At 39.5% G+C, this 20,213-nt stretch carries 22 protein-coding genes and 1 riboswitch; of the genes, 11 read left to right on the top strand and 11 right to left on the bottom strand.

Annotation, left to right across the window (positions count from 1 at the left end):
- Positions 1-169 precede the first annotated feature (169 nt).
- Entirely contained in the window at positions 170-895 is a 726-nt protein-coding gene (locus tag ADM33_RS02705) for a CPBP family intramembrane glutamic endopeptidase (protein ID WP_049503063.1), read from the top strand.
- Between the two features lie 54 nt (positions 896-949).
- Here ADM33_RS02705 and nusB read toward each other — a convergent pair whose 3' ends face one another.
- From nusB to gatC, 8 genes are all read right to left on the bottom strand, one after another.
- Positions 950-1,372 carry a transcription antitermination factor NusB gene (gene nusB / locus ADM33_RS02700; protein WP_049503062.1) on the bottom strand — a complete coding sequence of 141 codons (423 nt, stop codon included), beginning with the start codon at positions 1,370-1,372 and terminating at the stop codon, positions 950-952.
- Entirely contained in the window at positions 1,365-1,754 is a 390-nt protein-coding gene (locus ADM33_RS02695) for an Asp23/Gls24 family envelope stress response protein (protein WP_049503061.1), read from the bottom strand. Before ADM33_RS02695 ends, nusB begins: the two co-directional genes overlap by 8 nt.
- 28 nt (positions 1,755-1,782) lie before the next feature.
- Positions 1,783-2,343 (bottom strand): elongation factor P, encoded by a 561-nt coding sequence (gene efp / locus ADM33_RS02690; RefSeq protein WP_000568646.1) that lies wholly within the window; start codon positions 2,341-2,343, stop codon positions 1,783-1,785.
- Between the two features lie 80 nt (positions 2,344-2,423).
- Positions 2,424-3,551, bottom strand: a complete 1,128-nt coding sequence (locus ADM33_RS02685) for an SPFH domain-containing protein (RefSeq protein WP_045763690.1) — start codon at positions 3,549-3,551, stop codon at positions 2,424-2,426.
- A gap of 9 nt (positions 3,552-3,560) precedes the next feature.
- Positions 3,561-4,517, bottom strand: coding sequence for a zinc-ribbon domain-containing transport protein (locus ADM33_RS02680; RefSeq protein WP_049503060.1), 957 nt, complete (start codon positions 4,515-4,517; stop codon positions 3,561-3,563).
- Positions 4,518-4,602: 85 nt separating this feature from the next.
- Positions 4,603-6,048, bottom strand: a complete 1,446-nt coding sequence (gene gatB, locus ADM33_RS02675) for an Asp-tRNA(Asn)/Glu-tRNA(Gln) amidotransferase subunit GatB (protein WP_049503059.1) — start codon at positions 6,046-6,048, stop codon at positions 4,603-4,605.
- Positions 6,048-7,514 (bottom strand): Asp-tRNA(Asn)/Glu-tRNA(Gln) amidotransferase subunit GatA, encoded by a 1,467-nt coding sequence (gene gatA, locus ADM33_RS02670; protein ID WP_049503058.1) that lies wholly within the window; start codon positions 7,512-7,514, stop codon positions 6,048-6,050. Before gatA ends, gatB begins: the two co-directional genes overlap by 1 nt.
- Positions 7,514-7,816 (bottom strand): Asp-tRNA(Asn)/Glu-tRNA(Gln) amidotransferase subunit GatC, encoded by a 303-nt coding sequence (gene gatC, locus ADM33_RS02665; protein WP_004251926.1) that lies wholly within the window; start codon positions 7,814-7,816, stop codon positions 7,514-7,516. Before gatC ends, gatA begins: the two co-directional genes overlap by 1 nt.
- A 212-nt stretch (positions 7,817-8,028) precedes the next feature.
- Between gatC and ADM33_RS02660 the strand changes: the two genes are divergently transcribed.
- The 4 genes from ADM33_RS02660 (at position 8,029) to ADM33_RS11395 (ending at position 11,402) form a co-directional block, all read left to right on the top strand.
- Positions 8,029-8,715: a TIGR02206 family membrane protein gene (locus ADM33_RS02660; RefSeq protein WP_049503057.1), complete on the top strand. Its 687-nt coding sequence runs from the start codon at positions 8,029-8,031 to the stop codon at positions 8,713-8,715.
- A gap of 9 nt (positions 8,716-8,724) precedes the next feature.
- Positions 8,725-9,417, top strand: coding sequence for a TIGR02206 family membrane protein (locus ADM33_RS02655; RefSeq protein WP_049503056.1), 693 nt, complete (start codon positions 8,725-8,727; stop codon positions 9,415-9,417).
- 206 nt (positions 9,418-9,623) lie between these two features.
- On the top strand, positions 9,624-11,168 hold the full coding sequence (locus tag ADM33_RS02650; RefSeq protein ID WP_049503055.1) for a peptide chain release factor 3: 1,545 nt from the start codon (positions 9,624-9,626) through the stop codon (positions 11,166-11,168).
- A 93-nt stretch (positions 11,169-11,261) separates the two neighbouring features.
- Entirely contained in the window at positions 11,262-11,402 is a 141-nt protein-coding gene (locus ADM33_RS11395; protein ID WP_161801448.1) for a hypothetical protein, read from the top strand.
- 395 nt (positions 11,403-11,797) lie between these two features.
- On the opposite strand, the gene ADM33_RS02645 is transcribed toward ADM33_RS11395, so the two are convergent.
- The 3 genes from ADM33_RS02645 to trkA form a co-directional block, all read right to left on the bottom strand.
- Complete coding sequence (locus tag ADM33_RS02645; RefSeq protein ID WP_049503054.1) at positions 11,798-12,490, bottom strand: CPBP family intramembrane glutamic endopeptidase; 693 nt, start codon at positions 12,488-12,490, stop codon at positions 11,798-11,800.
- 855 nt (positions 12,491-13,345) lie between these two features.
- The gene (locus ADM33_RS02635) at positions 13,346-14,785 is read right to left on the bottom strand and encodes a TrkH family potassium uptake protein (protein ID WP_049503052.1); all 1,440 of its coding nucleotides are present in this window, start codon (positions 14,783-14,785) and stop codon (positions 13,346-13,348) included.
- A gap of 3 nt (positions 14,786-14,788) precedes the next feature.
- Positions 14,789-16,138 (bottom strand): Trk system potassium transporter TrkA, encoded by a 1,350-nt coding sequence (gene trkA, locus ADM33_RS02630; protein ID WP_049503051.1) that lies wholly within the window; start codon positions 16,136-16,138, stop codon positions 14,789-14,791.
- 393 nt (positions 16,139-16,531) lie between these two features.
- Here trkA and ADM33_RS02625 point away from each other — a divergent pair, with 393 nt between their 5' ends.
- From ADM33_RS02625 to rplK, 6 genes are all read left to right on the top strand, one after another.
- Positions 16,532-17,035 carry a tRNA (cytidine(34)-2'-O)-methyltransferase gene (locus tag ADM33_RS02625; protein WP_049503050.1) on the top strand — a complete coding sequence of 168 codons (504 nt, stop codon included), beginning with the start codon at positions 16,532-16,534 and terminating at the stop codon, positions 17,033-17,035.
- 48 nt (positions 17,036-17,083) lie between these two features.
- Positions 17,084-17,302, top strand: a riboswitch (FMN riboswitch).
- A gap of 157 nt (positions 17,303-17,459) precedes the next feature.
- Positions 17,460-18,023: an ECF transporter S component gene (locus tag ADM33_RS02620; RefSeq protein WP_049503049.1), complete on the top strand. Its 564-nt coding sequence runs from the start codon at positions 17,460-17,462 to the stop codon at positions 18,021-18,023.
- Positions 18,013-18,663: a phosphatase PAP2 family protein gene (locus ADM33_RS02615; protein ID WP_049503048.1), complete on the top strand. Its 651-nt coding sequence runs from the start codon at positions 18,013-18,015 to the stop codon at positions 18,661-18,663. Before ADM33_RS02620 ends, ADM33_RS02615 begins: the two co-directional genes overlap by 11 nt.
- Positions 18,664-18,689: 26 nt before the next feature.
- The gene (locus ADM33_RS02610; protein ID WP_049503047.1) at positions 18,690-19,109 is read left to right on the top strand and encodes a chromosome partitioning protein ParB; all 420 of its coding nucleotides are present in this window, start codon (positions 18,690-18,692) and stop codon (positions 19,107-19,109) included.
- Positions 19,084-19,566: a GNAT family N-acetyltransferase gene (locus ADM33_RS02605; protein WP_049503065.1), complete on the top strand. Its 483-nt coding sequence runs from the start codon at positions 19,084-19,086 to the stop codon at positions 19,564-19,566. Before ADM33_RS02610 ends, ADM33_RS02605 begins: the two co-directional genes overlap by 26 nt.
- Before the next feature lie 192 nt (positions 19,567-19,758).
- Positions 19,759-20,184, top strand: a complete 426-nt coding sequence (rplK, locus tag ADM33_RS02600) for a 50S ribosomal protein L11 (protein ID WP_001085808.1) — start codon at positions 19,759-19,761, stop codon at positions 20,182-20,184.
- Positions 20,185-20,213 lie beyond the last annotated feature (29 nt).

Raw genomic sequence — 20,213 nt, 5'->3', positions numbered from 1 at the left:
GTAACATATATACGGCAAGGTGAAGCTGACGTGGTTTGAAGAGATTTTCGAAGAGTATAAGTTTTTATAGATTTTATGCTGTGCTAGATCAGTATATAACTGATAAACTGAATAGGGGGTTGTTAATCTTTCCCTCCATCAAGGTAATTTTAATTTTTTAGGAGTGAGTATGAAAAAACTAGGGCATTTGGGATTCTATACATTCTTTGTATTCCTCTCGGTTTATCTACTAGAGTTTAGTAGTCTTCATCTGACTAAGTTTTTAGGATGGGGGATAGATGGCTATTATAGCATTTCAGCAGTTGGGGAAATAACTCTTTTAGTGATGTTTGTCTACTGGTTAAAAAAGAAAAAGATGCTCTATATTTTTGAAACAAAGGGCTCGAAGAAGTCAAGATTCTTTTACCTTGTATTTGCTCTAGTGGCTACTTATTTTGTTCGTCAGTTGTTGAATACTTTTCAGTTACAGTTTCATCACTTAATTGATAACAAGTTTATTTTTCAAGACCTTATTTCGACTTTATATTCAAATGGACAACCTACTTTTTTAGCGACTAGTTTCTACTTTATATCTAGTGTTATCGTTGCTCCTATATTTGAGGAGAGCGTTGATAGAGGGTATTTTATGAATACCTTCTTTCCCAATTCTAGGTATTATCTGGATGTTATCTTATCAGCTCTTATTTTTGGAATCAGTCATTTGGTGTTTTCCCATCGAGATCCCATCAGTTTGATCATTTATAGTTTAGGAGGCCTTTTCTTTGCCCTTGTCTACCGTTGGACAAAGAATCTAAAAATCACAATTCTTTGCCATAGTTTTTTCAACTTTCTCACTTATGCCAAGCCCATCTGGATATTTGTTTATAATTATGTCTATTACCACTTTTTTAGATAGTGGAAGGCAAAGAAAAAAGTGTTTGATCTGATTCAAACACTTTTTCTATATTATTTAATCTTCTTCTGTCACAAATTGACTAAGGAGTCCATTGATGAAACGGGCTGACTTTTGATCTGAAAAGCTCTTAGCAAGTTCAATAGCTTCGTTAACAGCTACGAGCTGAGGAGTATCAAATGAAGTGATTTCAAAAACTCCTAGGCGTAGTAAATTCTTTTCTACCAAAGTCAGACGATCGATGGTCCAACCTGTTTTCAAATGTTGAGTGATTTGTTTGTCCAGATCATCCTTCTTAGCTTGGACACCAGAAACGAGCTCTACAAGGAAGTTAGGAAGTTGTACGTCTGTATCTTCGCGATCATGTGTGTAGGCGAAGCGACAAGCAGTTTCTAGATCTGAACCAAATTCAAGACTCATCAAGGCTTGGAAGGCACACTTACGTAGTTCACGTCTAGATTCTAATAATGGACTAGTCATTGAGGAAGTCCTCGTCGAATAAGTCTTTCAATTCTGGTTTTGGTGTTTTATCTGGAACGATACCTGCAACGTGAATGTTGACAGCAGAGATTTCAACATCAGCCATGTTACGGACAGCATCCTTAACAGCTTTCTGGATAGCCATAGCAACCTTAGGAACTTTGACACCGTACTCTAGGTAGAGGTAGATATCAGCTGTGAGCTCATCGTTTGCTTCTTTTAGATATACGCCACGACCAAGAGAAAGTTTTGAAAGGGTGTCAGATACTGATTTGTTTGAAAAAGAGTGTACTCCTTCAACTTTCGCAGTTGCAATAGCAATGATTTTTTCAAGTACACGTGGGGCGATGACGATTTCGCCAAGTTGTTCTTCAATTCCCATAGAATGACCTCTTTCTAGTTTCTAGAGATTAGGCGCGAGAAACGTAAGTTCCTTCTGCAGTGTTGATAATCAATTTTTGACCTGCTTCGATGAAGTCTGGAACGTTTACGACAAGACCAGTTTCCATTGTTGCTGGTTTACCAGAACCGGTAACAGTAGCACCTTTGATAGATGGTTGTGTTTCAGCAACTGTCAATTCAACAGTAGTTGGTACAGTTACACCGATTACTTCAGTTCCGTAGAATTGGATTTTTACATCTGAGTTTTCAAGGATGTAAAGCAATTCGTTTTCAACATTCACAACAGGAATTTCGTATTGGTCGTAAGTTTCTGTGTTCATGAAGTAAGCTGTGTCGTCCATTTTGTACAAGTATTGAGCTGGAACTGTTTCGATGATCGCTTGCTCAAATTTTTCTTCTGGGCGGTAGCTTGTTTCAAAAGTTGAACCAGTGCGGACATCACGCAATTTCATACGCATGATCGTGTTTCCTTTACCTGGTTTGTGGTGGCTAGCTTCCAAAACGCGGATCAATTTTCCTTCAGCTGTTTCAAAAGTCATACCAGCCTTTAGTTTACTTGCTTCAATCATGATTTTACCTCTTTAATAAATAGTTTACTCTTTATTGTACCATAAAATGCAATAATTCTCAAATATCAGATGAGCTTGAATTAGTTGACTGGTACGATATTTCCTTCTTCATCTTTGGTTACGAGAACATACTTACCGTCTACCTCGATGTAAAAGTTCTTGCTTGCAGTTTGCCCGTTATTTTGAACAGGGGCTTGAGTTTGGGCTTGTTGGTTGAGTTGACCGCCAAGTGTTTGTCCTAGATTCATTCCCATAATCATGTTCATACCATTGCCATTGCCTTCATTGTTAGCAGCAGCGATGAGAGCTTCATTACGAGCACGACGTTCTTCAATCTCAATCGTATTGTACTTCATAGCGACAAGCTCGCTATCAAGCTTACGGACAATATCTAAGCTTTCTTGATCATAGCTCAAATCTTCAAGTAGAATGTTGGTTGTTTCAATCCCATAAAGTCCTGCCCATACTTTATTAACTTCTTGTTTTGCTAGCTCATTGAAAGTATCTTGATTGGCATTAAGGCTATAGATATCTACCTTGTTTTCATTGGTAAACTTAGCAATTGCAATAGCAATCTTTGGTGCGATATTTTGTCGAAGTGTTCCTTGAGCTACATTTTGTAATGTAAAGGCTTTATGGTCTTCAATCTGTTGACTGATGGAGCTGACGTAGAATAGGACTGGATCAGCAACTTTGATATCAAACAAACCGTAGAAGCGGATGTTAAGTAATTGTTGATAACGTTCACTGAAGTATTCTACAGCATTTTGTGTACCGAATTTATTTCCGGCAACGGGTTGCATACGAATAAAGATGATTTCTTGTTGGGTGATGACTTGACCACCAAATGAGAAGCGGTTTTTGAAATTTTCCCAAGTACCCTTTAGGCCACCTTTTTCAAGAAGCCAGGCATTGTCTCCAGAACGCCATTCGTGGCTACCAGCTTCTAAGACGTCTCCAAGGAAGGTACCGTTGTTCACTAGAATAGCGACATAGCCTTGAGGAACAATAACGACACTACCATCTGTTAGTAGTCCAGTGTTTTGATTGCTTTGTCTAGATTTGCCATCTGGATCTTTTGAAAGAAGTTGACCTTTAATGGCCAAAGCATCTGCTGTTAGGTTATTTGGAAGTACGATCGCTTCTTTAAATTTGCTATCGTTGAAACTATTAAGCCCTGAAGATAGGGCGGCACGAATAAATCCCATAATTTCCTCCTAATTATAAAGTTCGTCTTCATCCACAACATCGTAGGTATCGAGTACCCATTGATTTGGACTACGTGTGAGCTCAGCTCCGCAGTATTCACATTGGCTAATAGCTGAGATTTTAAGTGGAGCACCACAGTTTGGACAGTGGTCGCTAACAGCTTCATCTTGAACAGTGTTTTCGGTTTGGCTACCATGTTTGCGGATGAAGTTCATTTGATAAACTGTAAATAGATCTTGTTGAGGGTCTCCTTCGATAACCTTACGAGTCTTATCATCGATAACATAGTCTCTGAGTGTAGATGAAAGGATAACCACTAAAGTATCATTTCCATCTGGATTTTCGTAGAAATCTTTAATGCGGATATTTTCAACATAGACTTTTTCTAAAACATTAGTTGTTTTTGCCCGAATATGATCTTCGAGTTGAGTACTATGTTGGGAATAGAGACTAGTACTTTCGAGAGAGCGAACCAAATTCCAATCCTTTTTAGTCCAGGCTGCCTGCAACTGAATATAGACTTCTTTAACCCATGAAGCGAAGGCATCAGTATCAAAGTTTGGATCACCATATTTGACACGATTAACAGCTAGTGTGTTGTGTTCTACTCGGCGATGGCTAGGTGGATTATATCCAGTTGAACTACCGTAAGACTTGCCAGAAGATGAATTCTGGTCGCTTAGATATTTGATGAACATGTAGAGTAAGAAACCTCCAACACCAAACATGATAAGCATGTTCATACCAGTACCTAAAGAACCACCTGAACTAGAGGAGCTACTTCCAGAGCGATAGCTACTTCTATAAGAGGAGCTGCGACTTGAGCTACTGCGGCTGCTACTTCTTGAACTGCTTCGGCTAGAGCTACCACTTCGCGAATGGCCAACGCCAGCATCAATTGAGTTAAATGGTGTGAAGAAGAACAACAATAAACAAGTGGCGAGAAGAGTATATAACTTTTTCATATGTCTCCTAACTATGTGAGTACAAAGTGCAAGGCATCAAGCAATGACTGGCTTCATCAACTTGTGACAGTTATATTGAGATTGATTATTGATCGTTTTTCAACTTCGCCAATTCTTGGGCAAGTAACTTGAGGGCTACTTGTGGGTTGGCTTGACCCTTGGTTGCTTTCATGAGGAATCCTGTGAAGGCCTTGTCGGCGTTACGTTTTCCTGACTTGAAGTCGGCTACTGCTGCTTCGTTGGCTGCAAAGACTTGGTGGATGATAGGGATTAAGACTTCAGGATCTGAAATCTGTACCAATCCAGCTTTTTCGACGTATTCACGCGCGCCACCACCGTTTTTCGCCAAATGAACGAAGACTTTCTTGGCAATCTTAGATGAAATGGTTCCATCTTCGATGATGGCAATCATTTCGACCAAGTTTTCTGGTGTCAATTGAATTTCTTCCAGCGTCTTGCCTTCTGCGTTCAAGAATTGTGCGACTTCACCTTGGAGCCAGTTAGACACTTGTTTGGCATCGCCACCAAGGGAAACTGCTTTCTCAAAGAAATCAGAAGTGACTTTGTTGGCAGTCAACTGGCTAGCATCGTAGTCTGATAAGCCAAGGTCAGATACATAGCGAGCACGGCGCTCTTTTGGAAACTCTGGCAACTCTGTGCGCATTTCCTCGATCCACTCATCTGAGATTTCAAACAATGGAAGATCTGGTTCTGGGAAGTAACGGTAATCCGCTGCTCCTTCTTTGACACGCATAAGAATGGTGCTCTTATTCGCTTCATCATAACGACGTGTTTCTTGGCGGATGACCCCACCTGATCGCAAGATTTTCGCTTGGCGCTGTACTTCGTATTCAAGACCCTTACGCACGTTTGAGAAGGAGTTGAGGTTTTTCAACTCAGTTTTGGTACCAAATTTCTCTTGACCATAAGGACGAAGGGAGATGTTGGCATCCACACGCATGGAACCTTCTTCCATTTTAACGTCAGAAATACCAGCGTATTGGATAACTTCCTTGAGGGCTGTAAGATATGCATAAGCTTCTTCAGGGGAACGCATGTCTGCTTCAGATACAATCTCAATCAATGGCACCCCTTGACGATTAAGGTCGACATAAGAGAAACCATCTGTTCCGTGAGTATTTTTACCAGCATCTTCTTCCAAGTGGGCACGCTCAATACCGATTTTCTTAGTTGTACCGTCTTCTAGCTCCACTTCAATCCAGCCGTTATAACCGATTGGCTCATCAAATTGAGAAATTTGATAGGCTTTAGGATTATCTGGATAGAAGTAGTTCTTGCGGTCAAAGTGCATCTTCTTGTGGATATCCATGTTGAGGGCAAGAGCTGCTTTGATACCAGCATCGACAACACCCTTATTGAGAACTGGCAGTACGCCTGGGAAAGACCAGTCAATCACGTTTGTATTGGCATTTTGGTCATTTCCGAAGTGGGCAGAAGTAGGTGAGAAGATTTTTGAATTGGTGTTGAGCTCTACGTGGACTTCAAGTCCAATGACTGTTTCAAAGTTCATTAGTTATCACCTCCAAAAATCACGGGTTGTTGTTTGTGGTAGTCTGTTGTTGCTTCAAAAGCAGCAGCAGCTTGATAAATGGTCTCTTCAGAGTATTTTGGACCAATCAATTGTAGACCGACAGGTAGACCTTGAGCAAATCCTGCAGGGATTGAAATTCCTGGGAGACCTGCCAAGTTGACTGGGATTGTCAAGAGGTCAGCCAAGTACATAGCAACTGGATCGTGGTTGAGCGAATCCAAGTCAAAGGCCACGCTTGGAGCTGTTGGACCAAGGATGAGATCGTAATCTGCAAATACTTTTTCAAAATCTTGGATGATGAGGGTACGAACTTGACCAGCTTTCTTGTAGTAGGCATCGTAGTAACCTGATGAAAGACTGAAAGTTCCAAGCATGATACGACGTTTCACTTCGTCACCGAATCCTTGGCTACGAGTGTTAACGTAAATCTCGTCCAAGTTCTTAGCGTCTTCAGCACGGAAACCATAGCGGATACCGTCAAATCGTTGCAAGTTTGATGAAGCTTCTGATGAAGCGATGATGTAGTAGACTGCCACACCGTATTTAGAGTGAGGAAGGCTAACTTCTTCTACAACTGCACCAAGTTTTTCAAAGTGTTTAGCAGCATTCAGAATGGTTTCCTTAACCTCTGGGTCAATCCCTTCACCAAGGTATTCCTTAGGCAAAGCAATTTTCATTCCCTTGATGTCTTGACCGATTTTTGAAGTAAAGTCGGTAATGCGGACAGGAGCAGAAGTAGAGTCTTTTGCATCTTCGCTAGCAATAGCATTGAGCAAGAGGGCATTTTCTTTAACGGTTGGTGCGAAAGGTCCAATCTGGTCTAATGAGCTACCAAAGGCAATCAGACCAAAACGTGAAACTGTTCCGTAGGTTGGTTTGAGACCGACAATTCCGTTGAAGGCAGCCGGTTGGCGGATGGATCCACCTGTATCAGAACCAAGAGACAAACGGACTTGTCCTGAAGCTACAGAAGCTGCGGAACCACTAGATGATCCACCAGGAACCTTGTTGTGGTCCCAGGCATTTTTAGTTGCACCGTAGTAAGATGTTTCACCAGAACCACCCATGGCAAACTCGTCCATGTTGGTTTTCCCAACAACGATCATGCCCTTAGATTTTGCATTGGCAACAGCTGTCGCATCAAAGATTGGCTCGTAGTTATAAAGCATTTTTGAGGCTGCAGTTGTGAGGATGCCGTCTGTAGAGATATTATCCTTAACTGCTAGCGGAATTCCTGAAAGGACATTGTCAGCGTCAATTCCAGTTTCGTCAATAGCTTTAGCTTGAGCAAGAGCTTGATCTTCAGCGATAGTGACAAAGGCATTGATAGCTTCTTCACGCGCATTGATATCTTCAAGCGTTGCTTGCGTTAGTTCGGTTGCAGAAATTTCCTTAGATACAAGGAGGTTGTGCAACTCTTCAATGGTTTTATTGTTAAAAGTCATTAGGCATCTCCTCCATCGTCCAGGATAGCTGGTACCTTGATATAGTAATTGTCTTTTTCAGGTACATTTTTAAATAAGCGATCACGGTCAGTTCCTTCTTCGGCTACGTCTGGGCGAAGAACGGTCTTGCGATCTGCCATGGTAGTCGTTGGTTCAACACCAGTAGTGTCGACTTCGCCGAGCAATTCGACCATATCAACAATCTTAGACAAGGTTGTCGCAAACTCAGCAGTTTCTTCTTCTGAGAATTTTAATTTTGAAAGATTGGCAACGTGTGTTACCTCTTCTTGCGTAATTTTCATCTTGCATCCTTTCGTGAAATGATGATTATTTATCTGTTCTATTTTACCATATTTTCCTATAAATAAGGTAAGTCAAGTTGAAAAGAAGTAGAAATTGAAAAAAGGATTTTAATTCGATATAATGGTTGAAAATAGAAGCAAGAACAGCATTGGTTTCTAGTCGGCAAACAAGATGGAGACATTTACCGATTCGAATAAGTTAAGGAGAACATATGACAATTTGGGATTTACTTTTTACCAGTAAAAAAACAGTCCCTCCAGACTTGGGGACATGGTACATTTTGTTACCTACTTCTTTGCTAGTCATAGCTGCTCTATCAATTCGTTATGCCTCATCTAAGCGCTATCGAGATTTTTGGTATTGGGGTCAATTGATTCAATTACTGATTATCAACGCTTGGTATATTTCGGCACGTCTGCCCTTGTCTGAGGCTCTCCCTTTTTACCATAGTCGCATGGCTATGTGGATGATTCTTTTTGCCCCTAATAAGACCTTTTTCAAACAATATTTCGCCCTGGTTGGAGTATTTGGTTCTATTATGGCTTTAGTTTATCCAGTTTTTTATACGTTTCCTTTCCCTCATGTTTCCTCGGTCAACAATGTTTTCGGACACTGGGCTCTCTTGGCTAACTGCTTGATTTATCTTATTAGATATTATAAAGTTGAAAAAGGGGATGCTTGGAAAATATGTCAGATGACTCTTGGAGTTAATGCTATAATTTTTCTAGCCAACCTCTTGACAGGAGGAAATTATGGTTTTATGAGCAAGCCTCCTGTGATTGGGGATCATGGCGCCTTGGTTAATTATTTGATAGTGACCAGTTTGATGACAGGGATTCTCGTCCTCATCAATCAATTTGTTAAATATAAACTGAAGAATCGTCAGCTAATAAATTAAGGAGATCTTATGCATCATTTTATTACAAGAACCCAAACCACACCACCGCCTATTCCGATTTTTTGGTACGGTGTCATGATAGGCCTTCTTGCACTGTCTATCTATGGATCTCTTACTTACTACAAAAATCCTAAATTTGTTCGATTATTTAAGTGGATTCAAATAGCGCAACTGCTAGCTCTTTACACTTGGTATATTGGTTTTAGCATTCCATTTTCAAATAGTCTGCCTCTTTACCATTGCCGTTTGGCCATGTTTGCAGTAGTTTTCTTGCCAGATAAATGGAAAACCAAGCAGTATTTTGCCCTTATGGGAGCTAGTGGAGCAGTATTTGCTTTGGGATATCCGGTTTTTGATCCCTATGACTTTCCGCATATTACCAGTTTTTCATTCCTGATTGGGCATTATGCTCTCTTGGTTAATTCCTTGGTCTATCTTATGAACCACTACGATAAGACCTTGCTGAAAAAGTATCGCATTATCGCCTACACTTTTGTTCTCAACCTTTTCCTAGTTGGAGTCAATCAAGTGACAGGTGGAAACTATGGGCTTTTGAATACCACACCTTTTATCCCAGATGCTCCTATATGGATAAAGTATCTTCTGGTTTCAATCATTCTATCTGCAGCTCTAGTGCTCTTTGATATTTTGTTTAAAAAACGTTGGGAAAAGAAAATTGCTCTAGAAACGATTCATCTGTGAAGCGATATTAAGAGTGATAGATATAAATAATCAACAAAAGAATCTGAAGAGCAGGTCTACTATCTTGACCTGCTTTTTCTTGTGTAAGCAATTGAAAAACTCTTTAAAATCCGATATAATGGAGTGTTGAAAGGAATGTTAGAGTCCGATGTAACAAAGAACGATTATAAATTGAAATTATTAAAAAGTAGAAAGAAAGAGAACTTATGAACATTCAAGAAGAAATTAAAAAACGCCGTACCTTTGCCATCATCTCTCACCCGGACGCGGGTAAAACGACTATTACAGAGCAATTGCTATATTTTGGGGGAGAGATTCGTGAGGCAGGTACTGTAAAAGGAAAGAAAACAGGAAACTTTGCCAAGTCTGACTGGATGGATATCGAGAAACAACGTGGGATTTCGGTAACCTCATCTGTTATGCAATTTGACTACGATGGCAAACGCGTGAACATCCTAGATACTCCAGGGCATGAGGACTTCTCAGAAGATACTTACCGTACCTTGATGGCGGTGGATGCGGCTGTCATGGTTGTGGACTCTGCCAAGGGTATCGAGGCCCAGACCAAGAAATTGTTTGAGGTTGTCAAACATCGTGGTATTCCAGTCTTCACTTTTATGAACAAGCTTGACCGTGACGGTCGTGAGCCACTGGATCTCTTGCAAGAATTGGAAGAAGTTCTAGGTATTGCGAGCTACCCGATGAACTGGCCAATCGGGATGGGGAAAGCCTTTGAAGGCTTGTATGACCTCTATAACCAACGTTTGGAACTCTATAAAGGGGATGAACGTTTTGCTAGCCTAGAAGATGGTGATAAACTCTTTGCTAGCAATCCATTCTATGAACAAGTAAAAGATGATATTGAGCTTTTGAATGAAGCAGGAAATGAATTCTCAGAAGAAGCCATTCTTGCGGGTGAATTGACTCCGGTATTCTTTGGATCAGCCTTGACTAATTTTGGTGTGCAGACTTTCTTAGAAACCTTCCTCAAGTTTGCTCCAGAACCACACGGTCACAAGAAAACAGATGGAGAAATTGTTGATCCTTATGATAAGGACTTCTCAGGATTTGTCTTTAAAATCCAAGCCAACATGGACCCTCGTCACCGTGACCGCATTGCCTTTGTCCGTATCGTATCGGGTGAATTCGAGCGTGGTATGAGTGTTAATCTCCCTCGTACTGGTAAGGGAGCTAAGCTGTCAAATGTTACTCAGTTTATGGCAGAAAGTCGTGAGAATGTCACTAATGCCGTAGCTGGAGATATCATCGGGGTTTACGATACCGGTACTTATCAGGTCGGGGATACACTAACTGTTGGAAAAAATAAGTTTGAGTTTGAACCACTGCCAACCTTTACCCCTGAAATCTTCATGAAAGTTTCTGCTAAGAACGTTATGAAGCAAAAATCTTTCCACAAGGGAATCGAGCAATTGGTGCAAGAAGGAGCTATTCAGCTTTATACCAACTACCAAACAGGTGAATACATGTTGGGTGCCGTTGGTCAATTGCAGTTTGAAGTCTTTAAGCACCGGATGGAAAATGAGTACAATGCAGAAGTGGTTATGAGTCCAATGGGCAAAAAGACGGTTCGCTGGATCAAACCTGAAGATCTGGATGAGCGTATGTCTTCAAGCCGAAATATCTTGGCTAAAGACCGCTTTGAACAACCTGTCTTCCTTTTTGAAAACGACTTTGCCCTCCGTTGGTTTGCAGATAAGTATCCGGATGTAGAGTTAGAGGAAAAGATGTGATTCAGTAAGTCTACTTGATTGCAAAGCAATCTAAGTAGACTACGGCAAATCCTATAAGACTTGCCTAACTGCCTCACTAACTTAGTTTTACAAATGGAATCGATTTGTAAAACTTTACGTCGTAATCTAATAAACGGTAACCGTGGCGGTTTACCTAAACGCTTCACTAGGCAAAGTCCACGAATGGTATCGATTCGTGGGCTTTTCCGTCGTAACAGAAAGGAAGTGGTCTAGCTACCTGTCTTACTAACTGCGTTTGGCAAATAAAATCGATTTGTAAAACTCCGTGTTGTAGTAAAAAAGTACTTGCTTTGGAACCTTAAATCTATTGAAAAAGGCCAATAATAATATCTTCTTGGCTTTTCTTGTAGGCTGGTTTTAACAAAATTCCTAAACTCCGCCCTGGTGAGGGACGGAGTTTAGGAGATCTTTTAGGTCGCTAATCGGTAAATAACTTCAGTATAGATATCCATTTTTAAATTCTATAAAATTTATGCATAAAAATATTTTTAAAATTTTTTTAAGATGGTAGAAAAAATGAATTTTTCCGAGATAAAGTGCTGTTTGAAACAAAAAAATCCCTTAGAGCAGGACGATTGATCTAGCCTAAAGGAATGGATAGTTGGGTATTAGATACCGAAATTTTTCATAAAAATTGTGAAGAGTGCCAGTAAGATGAAGCTGATACTATTAAGTAGCATATGGACCGAGATAGACATTTCCAAACGTCTGGTACGATAAGCAGTCCAAGTGAGGACGGCTGACATCCAACCATAAATCAAGAAGGAAGGGAGATTAGAAGGCATATGTGCAAGGAGGAAGATTAGCCAACCAATGACATAGCCAAACTTTTCGTAGCCTTGGAAGAGTTTGGTAGGAATAATCCCGCGACAAATGATTTCTTCACAAATAGGTGCGATTAAAACGATGAGGAAGAAACTGCTAATCAGAGAGCTTTCAGAAATAAGGTTGTTAATTACTTGTTGATTAGAAGTTGTTGTTTGCTTCATGAGTTGTAACCAGATTCCACCTACAAGATTTCCAACATAAATAGCTAGATAGCTAAAGACAATGCGAGGAAGATCGTTAATGGTGAGAAGTTTAGATTTTAAATCCAGCAACTTGCTCTTATGGGCTCCGTATAAAAAGATAACAAGTACAAGAATCGAAATAAGGGAGACAAGAATTGTTGACCAGATTGGATTAAACTGAATTTTAGTTAATATAGCTAGAGTTAGCATAGGAGTCTGAGATAGAAAGATAGCTACTAACAAAATCCCAAACCAAGCGAGTCGTTTACGAAAATCTTTAAAAAAGTTCATTGATGTATCTCCTAAAATTTTTTTTAATTATAACATAATTATTGCAAGGATTCTATTTGTTACCATAAGAGGAAGGTACAAACGACAAATAGAATATCCCGAATCAAATGACTGTAGAATGACACCTCTTGTCTTAAGTTTTTTGGGAATAAAAAACTGAGAAATAAAGCGCCAAGGCCAATATAAAAAGCGATGGATAAAATGGTGATTGGATTACGTAGGAAGATTAAAATGGAAATGATAATGATGGAAAATCTCACTTCCTTGCTACTGGAATTTTTTTGCAACCTTTTCCATTTTTTCAAGGGGAGAAAGGTAATAAGATCAACTCCAAAGAGAAAAAAGAAGGAGGGGAGGATGAGTTCTACAGCTTCTTTTTGAAGTAAGTTGACAGTAACGATAGTATCTGATAGAACCAGTCCAACCCCGCAGAGGTTGACCACAATCATCATACTATAAAATAAAAAGATAAAGCGACTCCTATCAATCAGTCTATTTCTTTTCAGGTTGTGATTAGATAAATAATGCATAAAGGCACAAGACCCAGATAAGCCCAATAAAGCCAGTAGAAAATAAAAACAGGATTGTTTGAGGGCCAGAGAGGTTCCAGACCAAAAGATACAACTACAAAATGCCAGTTGGATTAAGGCAAAGAGCAAGAGTAGTCGAATTGATTTTATGACTTTTTCCATAAAGTATCCCCTATATTTTTTTCTTATTATAGCTAAAAGATAGGAGAGAAAAATCCTTAAATTCCCAATTGTCGATTTTTAGAGCTGTCTTGTCTTTTGAAACTAAAAAATCCCCCTTCAAGGGTTCCTTGAAGAGGGGAGATAGGGTGTACAGTTGATTGTTCTAACGTTTAGACCAAGTGCGCTTCATAAAGAGCAGTATGATTGGATAGATTTCAAGACGTCCTGCAATCATTGCAAAAGATAGTAGAAATTTTGAAAATGGACTAAAAATTGAGAAACTTGCAGTTGTTCCTAAAATAGGACCGATATTGTTAAAACAACTGAAAACAGCACTCGTGACAACCATTAAATTATTGGTATCTAAACTAACGATGAAAATCAAACTGAGTAGAATCATGATATAAACCACAAAATACTTCAGGATCTTGTGCTGGGTATCCTTATCAATAACCGTTTGATTAACCTGAAGGGTTAACACACGGTGAGGTGATATGGTGGACAAGACTTGATTTTTAGCAATTTTAGATAGGATGACTCCACGGATGACCTTGAGACCACCAGCGGTAGAACCAGCAGAACCACCGATTGCCATCAGCATTAGCAAGATGTATTGAGAGAACAAAGGCCAGTTCGTGATATCTCCATATCCAAAACCGGTAGTGGTAATGATGTTAGATACTTGAAAGAAGGCCATCTCAAAACTTTGAGAAACTCCGCTATAGAGGTGAAGCGTGTTGAGTGTGATTAGACCAGTAGATATGGCTACAATCAAGAGATATGCTCGGAGTTCTTCATCAAAAAAGAATTCTTTGATACGACGGAGCATGAGGTAGTAGTAGAGATTGAAATTGACACCAAACATCAAAACCCCGACACTTGTCAGATAGGTAATGAGAGAACTGTGATAGTGGGCAATTCCGTCATTATAAACAGTAAAGCCACCAGTACCAGCAGTGCCCATAGCGATAACAAAACTATCGTAGAGTGTCATACCAGCAAGGTAATAAATAACCACAAAGAGGGCAAACATAGCCAGGTAGAGGATGTAAAGGATTTGGGCTGTATTTTTTAGCTTAGATACAACCTTGCCAAATACTGGTCCTGGGACCTCAGCCTTCATAACTTCTAGGTGACTATTTTTAGCATTGTCCATAATAGCTAGGGCAAAAACCAGTACCCCCATCCCTCCGATGAGGTGGGTAAAACTCCTCCAAAATAGAAGAGAACGACTTAAGACAGAAACATCATTTAAAATGGTTGCTCCCGTTGTTGTGAAGCCAGAACTAATCTCAAAGAAGGCGTCTATCATATTGGGAATTTGCCCTGAAAAGACAAAGGGAAGGGCACCAAAGAATGACCAGAGGATCCAACAGAGGGCTACAATTAAGACCCCTTCTTTTGCATAGATTCGCTGTTTTTTAGGCTTGCTGATGATGCCGAGAAGACCTAGAACAACAAGGATCCCGATGGTAGAGAAAAGAGCTGTAAAAACTTGACTCGATTCTCGATAATAAAGAGCAATGCTAACTGGAACTAAAAGTAGACCAGCCTCGATCAAGAGTAGCTTTGCAAGAAGAAATCGTACCATACTTCTATTCATAGCTTACCTCTCTAACAGATCATAAATCTTGGTGATATTTGATAGTAGTGTGATGACAACTAACTTATCACCGACTTGAAGGCTATCTTCACCAGTTGGGAAGATGGTTTTCCCATTACGAATAATAGCAGCGATCAACAAATCTTTTTTGAATTTAAGTTGAGACAAGGGTTTGCCAGTCATTTTATTGGCTTCCTTGATGAGAAATTGAAGAGTCTCAATATGTCCATTTGCAAGGTGGTGCATCGCTTGAAGATCTGAATATTGGGCATTGGCACGACCGTGGATAAAGTGCATGATAGCATCTACAGCGATGGTTTTTGGTGTGATAATACTAGAAAACTCAGGTGCATGGATAATCTCTAAAAGGCTAGTTCGATTGACTTTGGTGATGTTTTTCTGAACACCAACACTATCTAAGAACATAGATGTAATAATGTTTTCTTCGTCAACGCCAGTGAGAGTTGCGACAGCATCGTAGTGTTGGGCGCTTTCTTCTAGGAGGATATCTTTTGCGGTTCCATCACCTTGCACAATATAGAGTTTTGGATATTTTTGACTGAAAAATGCTGCACGATCTGGATTAAGCTCAATGACCTTGGTATCAATACGGCTATCTTTCAAAATACCAACAAGGTAGTAAGCGATTTTTCCAGCTCCAATAATGAGTAAACTTTTAACGACACGAGATTTGACATAGTTATGAAAAAGCATCATGTCTACACGGTTACCTGTAACAAAGATCCGATCCTTATCTTGGAGGACCATATCCCCACTTGGAATCATGAGCTTATGATCGCGCTCAATGGCACAAACGATAACATTACCAAACTTTTTACGGAAATCAGCAATAGACATCTGACAAATATTACTATCAATTCGAACCTTGAATTCCATCAAACTAACCAAACCACCTGCAAAACGCTCAACAGAAAGAGCATTTGGGAAATCGATGATATTAGCGATAGCACGAGCTGCAAGGAGTTCTGGATTGACAATAAGAGAAAATCCGAGAATATTTTTTTCTTTAAAGTAAGGGTTGGAATACTCAGGATTACGGACACGGACGATGGTTTCTTTAGCCCCCATCTTTTTAGCTAAGACAGCAGAGACCATATTGACCTCATCATACTGAGTCATAGCGATGAAAATATCGCAGTCTTGAACATTGGCAGCTTCTAGCATGGCAAAGTCAGCCCCATTACCAGCAATACCAATAATATCAAAACGGCTTGTCATATAATTAAGAACCGTTTCGTTCTGTTCAATTAGGACAACATCATGATTGTCAGCGACAAGTGAACGACAAAGGGCAGAACCAACTTTCCCCCCTCCGACAAGAATAATCTTCATATTAAATAACCTACTTTTTCAATATGTATCTATCATACTCTTTTTTAGAATAAAATGCACTCGGCAACCGACTCTTTTCATTATTAGGGTAGAAAATTGTCCCACTGATAATCTTACTTGTTAAAAATTTAAGATATAAATCAGCTATTTTCGTGTAATTCTAATGAATACATAAGCATTTTAAGCTAATGTAAATATGTTTGTAAAAAAATTGAAAAAATCAAGTCATTTCTATTGACATTCAAGCTGAAAGTGATATACTAAAACAGTAGTTTCGCTGATTTACTTCAAACCTGTTGTGAGGTAAGTTAACGATGCCTTAACCACGCTGTTTGCTGAGCTTGACTCCGGGCAGTGTGGCTATTTTTTTGCACTAGTGAGAGGAAACAAGGCATGGCAAATCATATTGTATTATTTGAACCCCAGATTCCACAAAATACGGGTAATATTGCTCGTACTTGCGCAGCAACGAATGCGCCCCTTCATATTATCAAACCGATGGGTTTTCCTATTGATGATAGTAAGATGAAGCGGGCAGGTCTAGATTATTGGGACAAGCTTGAGATTCATTTTTATGATAGCTTGGCTGATTTTATAGAAAAAATGGATGGTCAACTCTACCTGATTTCCAAGTTTGCAGAAAAAGTCTATTCAGATACAGATTTCACGACAGAAGGAGATCATTATTTTCTCTTTGGGCGCGAAGATAAGGGCTTGCCTGAGGAATTTATGCGAGAGCATCCAGAAAAGGCTCTCAGAATTCCGATGAATGATGAACATGTTCGTAGCCTGAATGTATCTAATACAGTATGTATGATTGTCTATGAGGCTCTCCGACAACAAAACTTTGTGGGCCTCGAACTGGTTCACACTTATGAAACAGATAAATTGAAATAAACACTTAGATAAAATGCTTGCGCTTGCAAGCTTTTTTTGTTATCATAAAGGGGTCTTCAGGGCTGGGTGAGATTCCCGACCGGCGGTGAATTTGACTAGCTATTTTAGCTTTCTCTTCGTTGTCTTGTCTCGATATACTTTAAGTATTATCTTCGACTGCGACGTCTAGATAAATCTAAAATATCTTAGCCAAATAAGTCCGCGAGCGCAAGCTGATGTGGTGAGATTCCACAACCGACAGTATAGTCTGGATGGGAGAAGACGAAAGAATGGCTTTGTCTATTCTAATTGATTTTTTATAGGTAAATTGCAACCGCTTGCTTAAACAGAGTGAGGGGAAACTTTTGGAATATAAAAATAGAGGGTAGATAGAGGAATCCTTTCCAACTTCTTCTGATTTTATAGAAAATTGGAGGAACCTGTTATGACAAACACACGTCGACTTTCGACCATTGCAATTCTATCAGCGCTTTCATTTGTGTTGATGTACTTTGACTTTCCGCTTTTGCCAGCGGTATCCTTTTTGAGGATTGAGTTCAGTATTTTACCGGTTCTTGTGGGCTTGGTAGTCTTGGATTTACCAGCAGCTTTTGGAGTGCTTTTCCTTCGGTCCTTGTTGAAAATTCTTTTGAACAATCAAGGGGTTAGTACCTATATTGGTTTACCGATGAATATTGTTGCCTTGGGAGTCTTTGTGCTTGCTTTTGGTTTGATTTGGGAAAAAGAGCGAACAACCATGCGTTTCGTCCTAGCTTCACTAGCTGGTACGCTTGGTTTGACTCTAGCTATGCTAGTTCTGAACTACGTCTATGCTGTTCCTTTGTACGCTAAGTTTGCTAATTTTGATATTGAGAAAATTTTAGGATTGAGCAACTACCTGATGACTATGGTCTTTCCTTTTAATCTGATTGAAGGTATTATCTTTGCCATCTCTTTCTGGTTGTTGTTTGTCCTTTTGAAACCAACTTTAAAATACTATGAAAGATAAACAAACATATTTGATGAAGGGCTCTTTTGCCCTTTTGCTTTTTGTAATTTTAGGTTATATTGTCAAGTTTTACCCTAATATGCTGATTGGCTTTGATCAACCAATCCAGACTGCTATTCGAGGTGACTTACCTGCTTCCTTGACCTTTCTTTTCAGAACAATCACACATTTAATTGATATCCCAGTCATTATCACTTGGGTTCTCATTGTAGCTTTTATTTTTTACCGTAAGCAATGGAAACTGGAAAGTTATCTCATGCTGGGTAATTTGACTTTAGCTGGAATCTTAATCGTAACTTTTAAAAATATCTACCAACGACCTAGACCAGAAATAGTACATCTAGTAGAGGAAAAAGGTTTTTCTTTTCCTAGTGGACATTCTCTAGCTGTGACGCTCATGGTAGGATCTTTGATTGTGATTTTGAGCCAACGGATTAAGAATACAACTTGGAGAAAAGTCGTGCAAATCTTGCTAAGTCTATATCTCGTTAGTGTATTGGTATCCAGGGTCTATCTGGGAGTTCACTACCCATCAGATGTGATTGCTAGCCTTTGTGTAGGCCTAGGAGTTTTGTTTATGGAGTTTCCTTTCTACGATAAACTGCGTTTTCAATGGCGCTTCAAAGGAAAGCAGAAGTAGGAATTGCCCCTTCTTGAGGAGATAAAATGGAAGTCAACATAAAAGATCTTTATCCGACTCAACTATACTTATCAGAAAAGAAGTTACAAGATATCCAGATGCTTTATCAGTCGAAAGAAAAGCCCAATATCAATCCAATTAGCGTTCTTGCATTTGGAAATTGCTTCTTGATTACAGATGGCCATCACAGGGCTTATCAGGCTTTGTTGGTAGGCCAGGATACAATTTCTGCTGAGTTTGATAGAGATGGAGGTGATGAACTATATCATCTCTATGCGCAAGCTTGTGAGAAAAGAAAGATATACTCTGTTCTTGATTTAAAAAATCATATCTTACCCCAAGATGAGTATGAAGCAAAATGGTATAACTGGTGTGATGGTTTTAATCAAGCAGTGGAGCTAGTATTAGGAGTAGAAAATGATGACAAAAATCATTCAGATAGATGATTCCTTACGTTTAGTTCCCTATTTTTTAGCAGATCATCAGGATGCAGCTTTGGCCTGGTATCAAGATGTGGATTTGGTGGAACTTGTAGACGGTATTAGAATACCTTATAGTTCAGAAAAATTAAATGCTATGTATTCCTATTTAGAGAGTTACGGGCATTTGTTCTGGATTGAGTTTCGAGAAAAGGGAGAGTGGCTTCCAATTGGGGATGTAACCTTATCTCAGGAGAATCTTCCTATTGTGATTGGCAATCCGACTTATCAACATCAGGGACTTGGACGCAAGGTATTGAAGACTTTGATTGATCTAGCTCGGCAAAAGGGGTGGAAAAAATTGAACGTTCAAGAAATCTACACTTTCAATCGTACCTCTATAAGATGTTTTGAGTCTCTTGGTTTTGTGGAAAGCGGTGCTACTGAAAAGGGCTTGAGTTTTGTACTGACTTTGAGCGAATGAATTCTTTCCATCATGGTAGAAGATTTTGAAGATTAATTGCACCAAAAAAGTGTAACATAAAGAAGTGTCAAAAATAAAAATTTCTCTTGCATTTTTTTAAAAATAGTGTATAATAGATGGGTATGTGTAAAGCATACTTGTGGGAGGTAAAAATCTCTAATTACCGCCAAAACCACAAAGGAGGATTTAAAAATGGCTAAAAAAGTCGAAAAACTTGTAAAATTGCAAATCCCTGCTGGTAAAGCTACACCAGCTCCACCAGTTGGACCTGCTCTTGGTCAAGCTGGTATCAACATCATGGGATTCACAAAAGAGTTCAACGCTCGTACTGCTGACCAAGCTGGTATGATCATTCCAGTTGTTATCTCAGTATACGAAGACAAATCATTTACTTTCGTTACAAAAACACCACCAGCTGCTGTTCTTTTGAAAAAAGCTGCAGGTGTTGAAAAAGGATCAGGTACACCTAACAAAACTAAGGTTGCTACAGTTACTCGTGCACAAGTGCAAGAAATTGCAGAAACTAAGATGCCAGATTTGAACGCTGCAAACATTGAGTCTGCAATGCGTATGATCGAAGGTACTGCTCGTTCTATGGGATTCACTGTTGTTGACTAATCAATAACATCCCTATATAACCCGCAAGA

Source organism: Streptococcus oralis, from assembly GCF_001075875.1.
Lineage (GTDB): Bacteria > Bacillota > Bacilli > Lactobacillales > Streptococcaceae > Streptococcus > Streptococcus oralis_I.
Note: the sequence above shows the minus strand (reverse complement) of the source record. Positions and strands in the feature narration are given on the sequence as shown.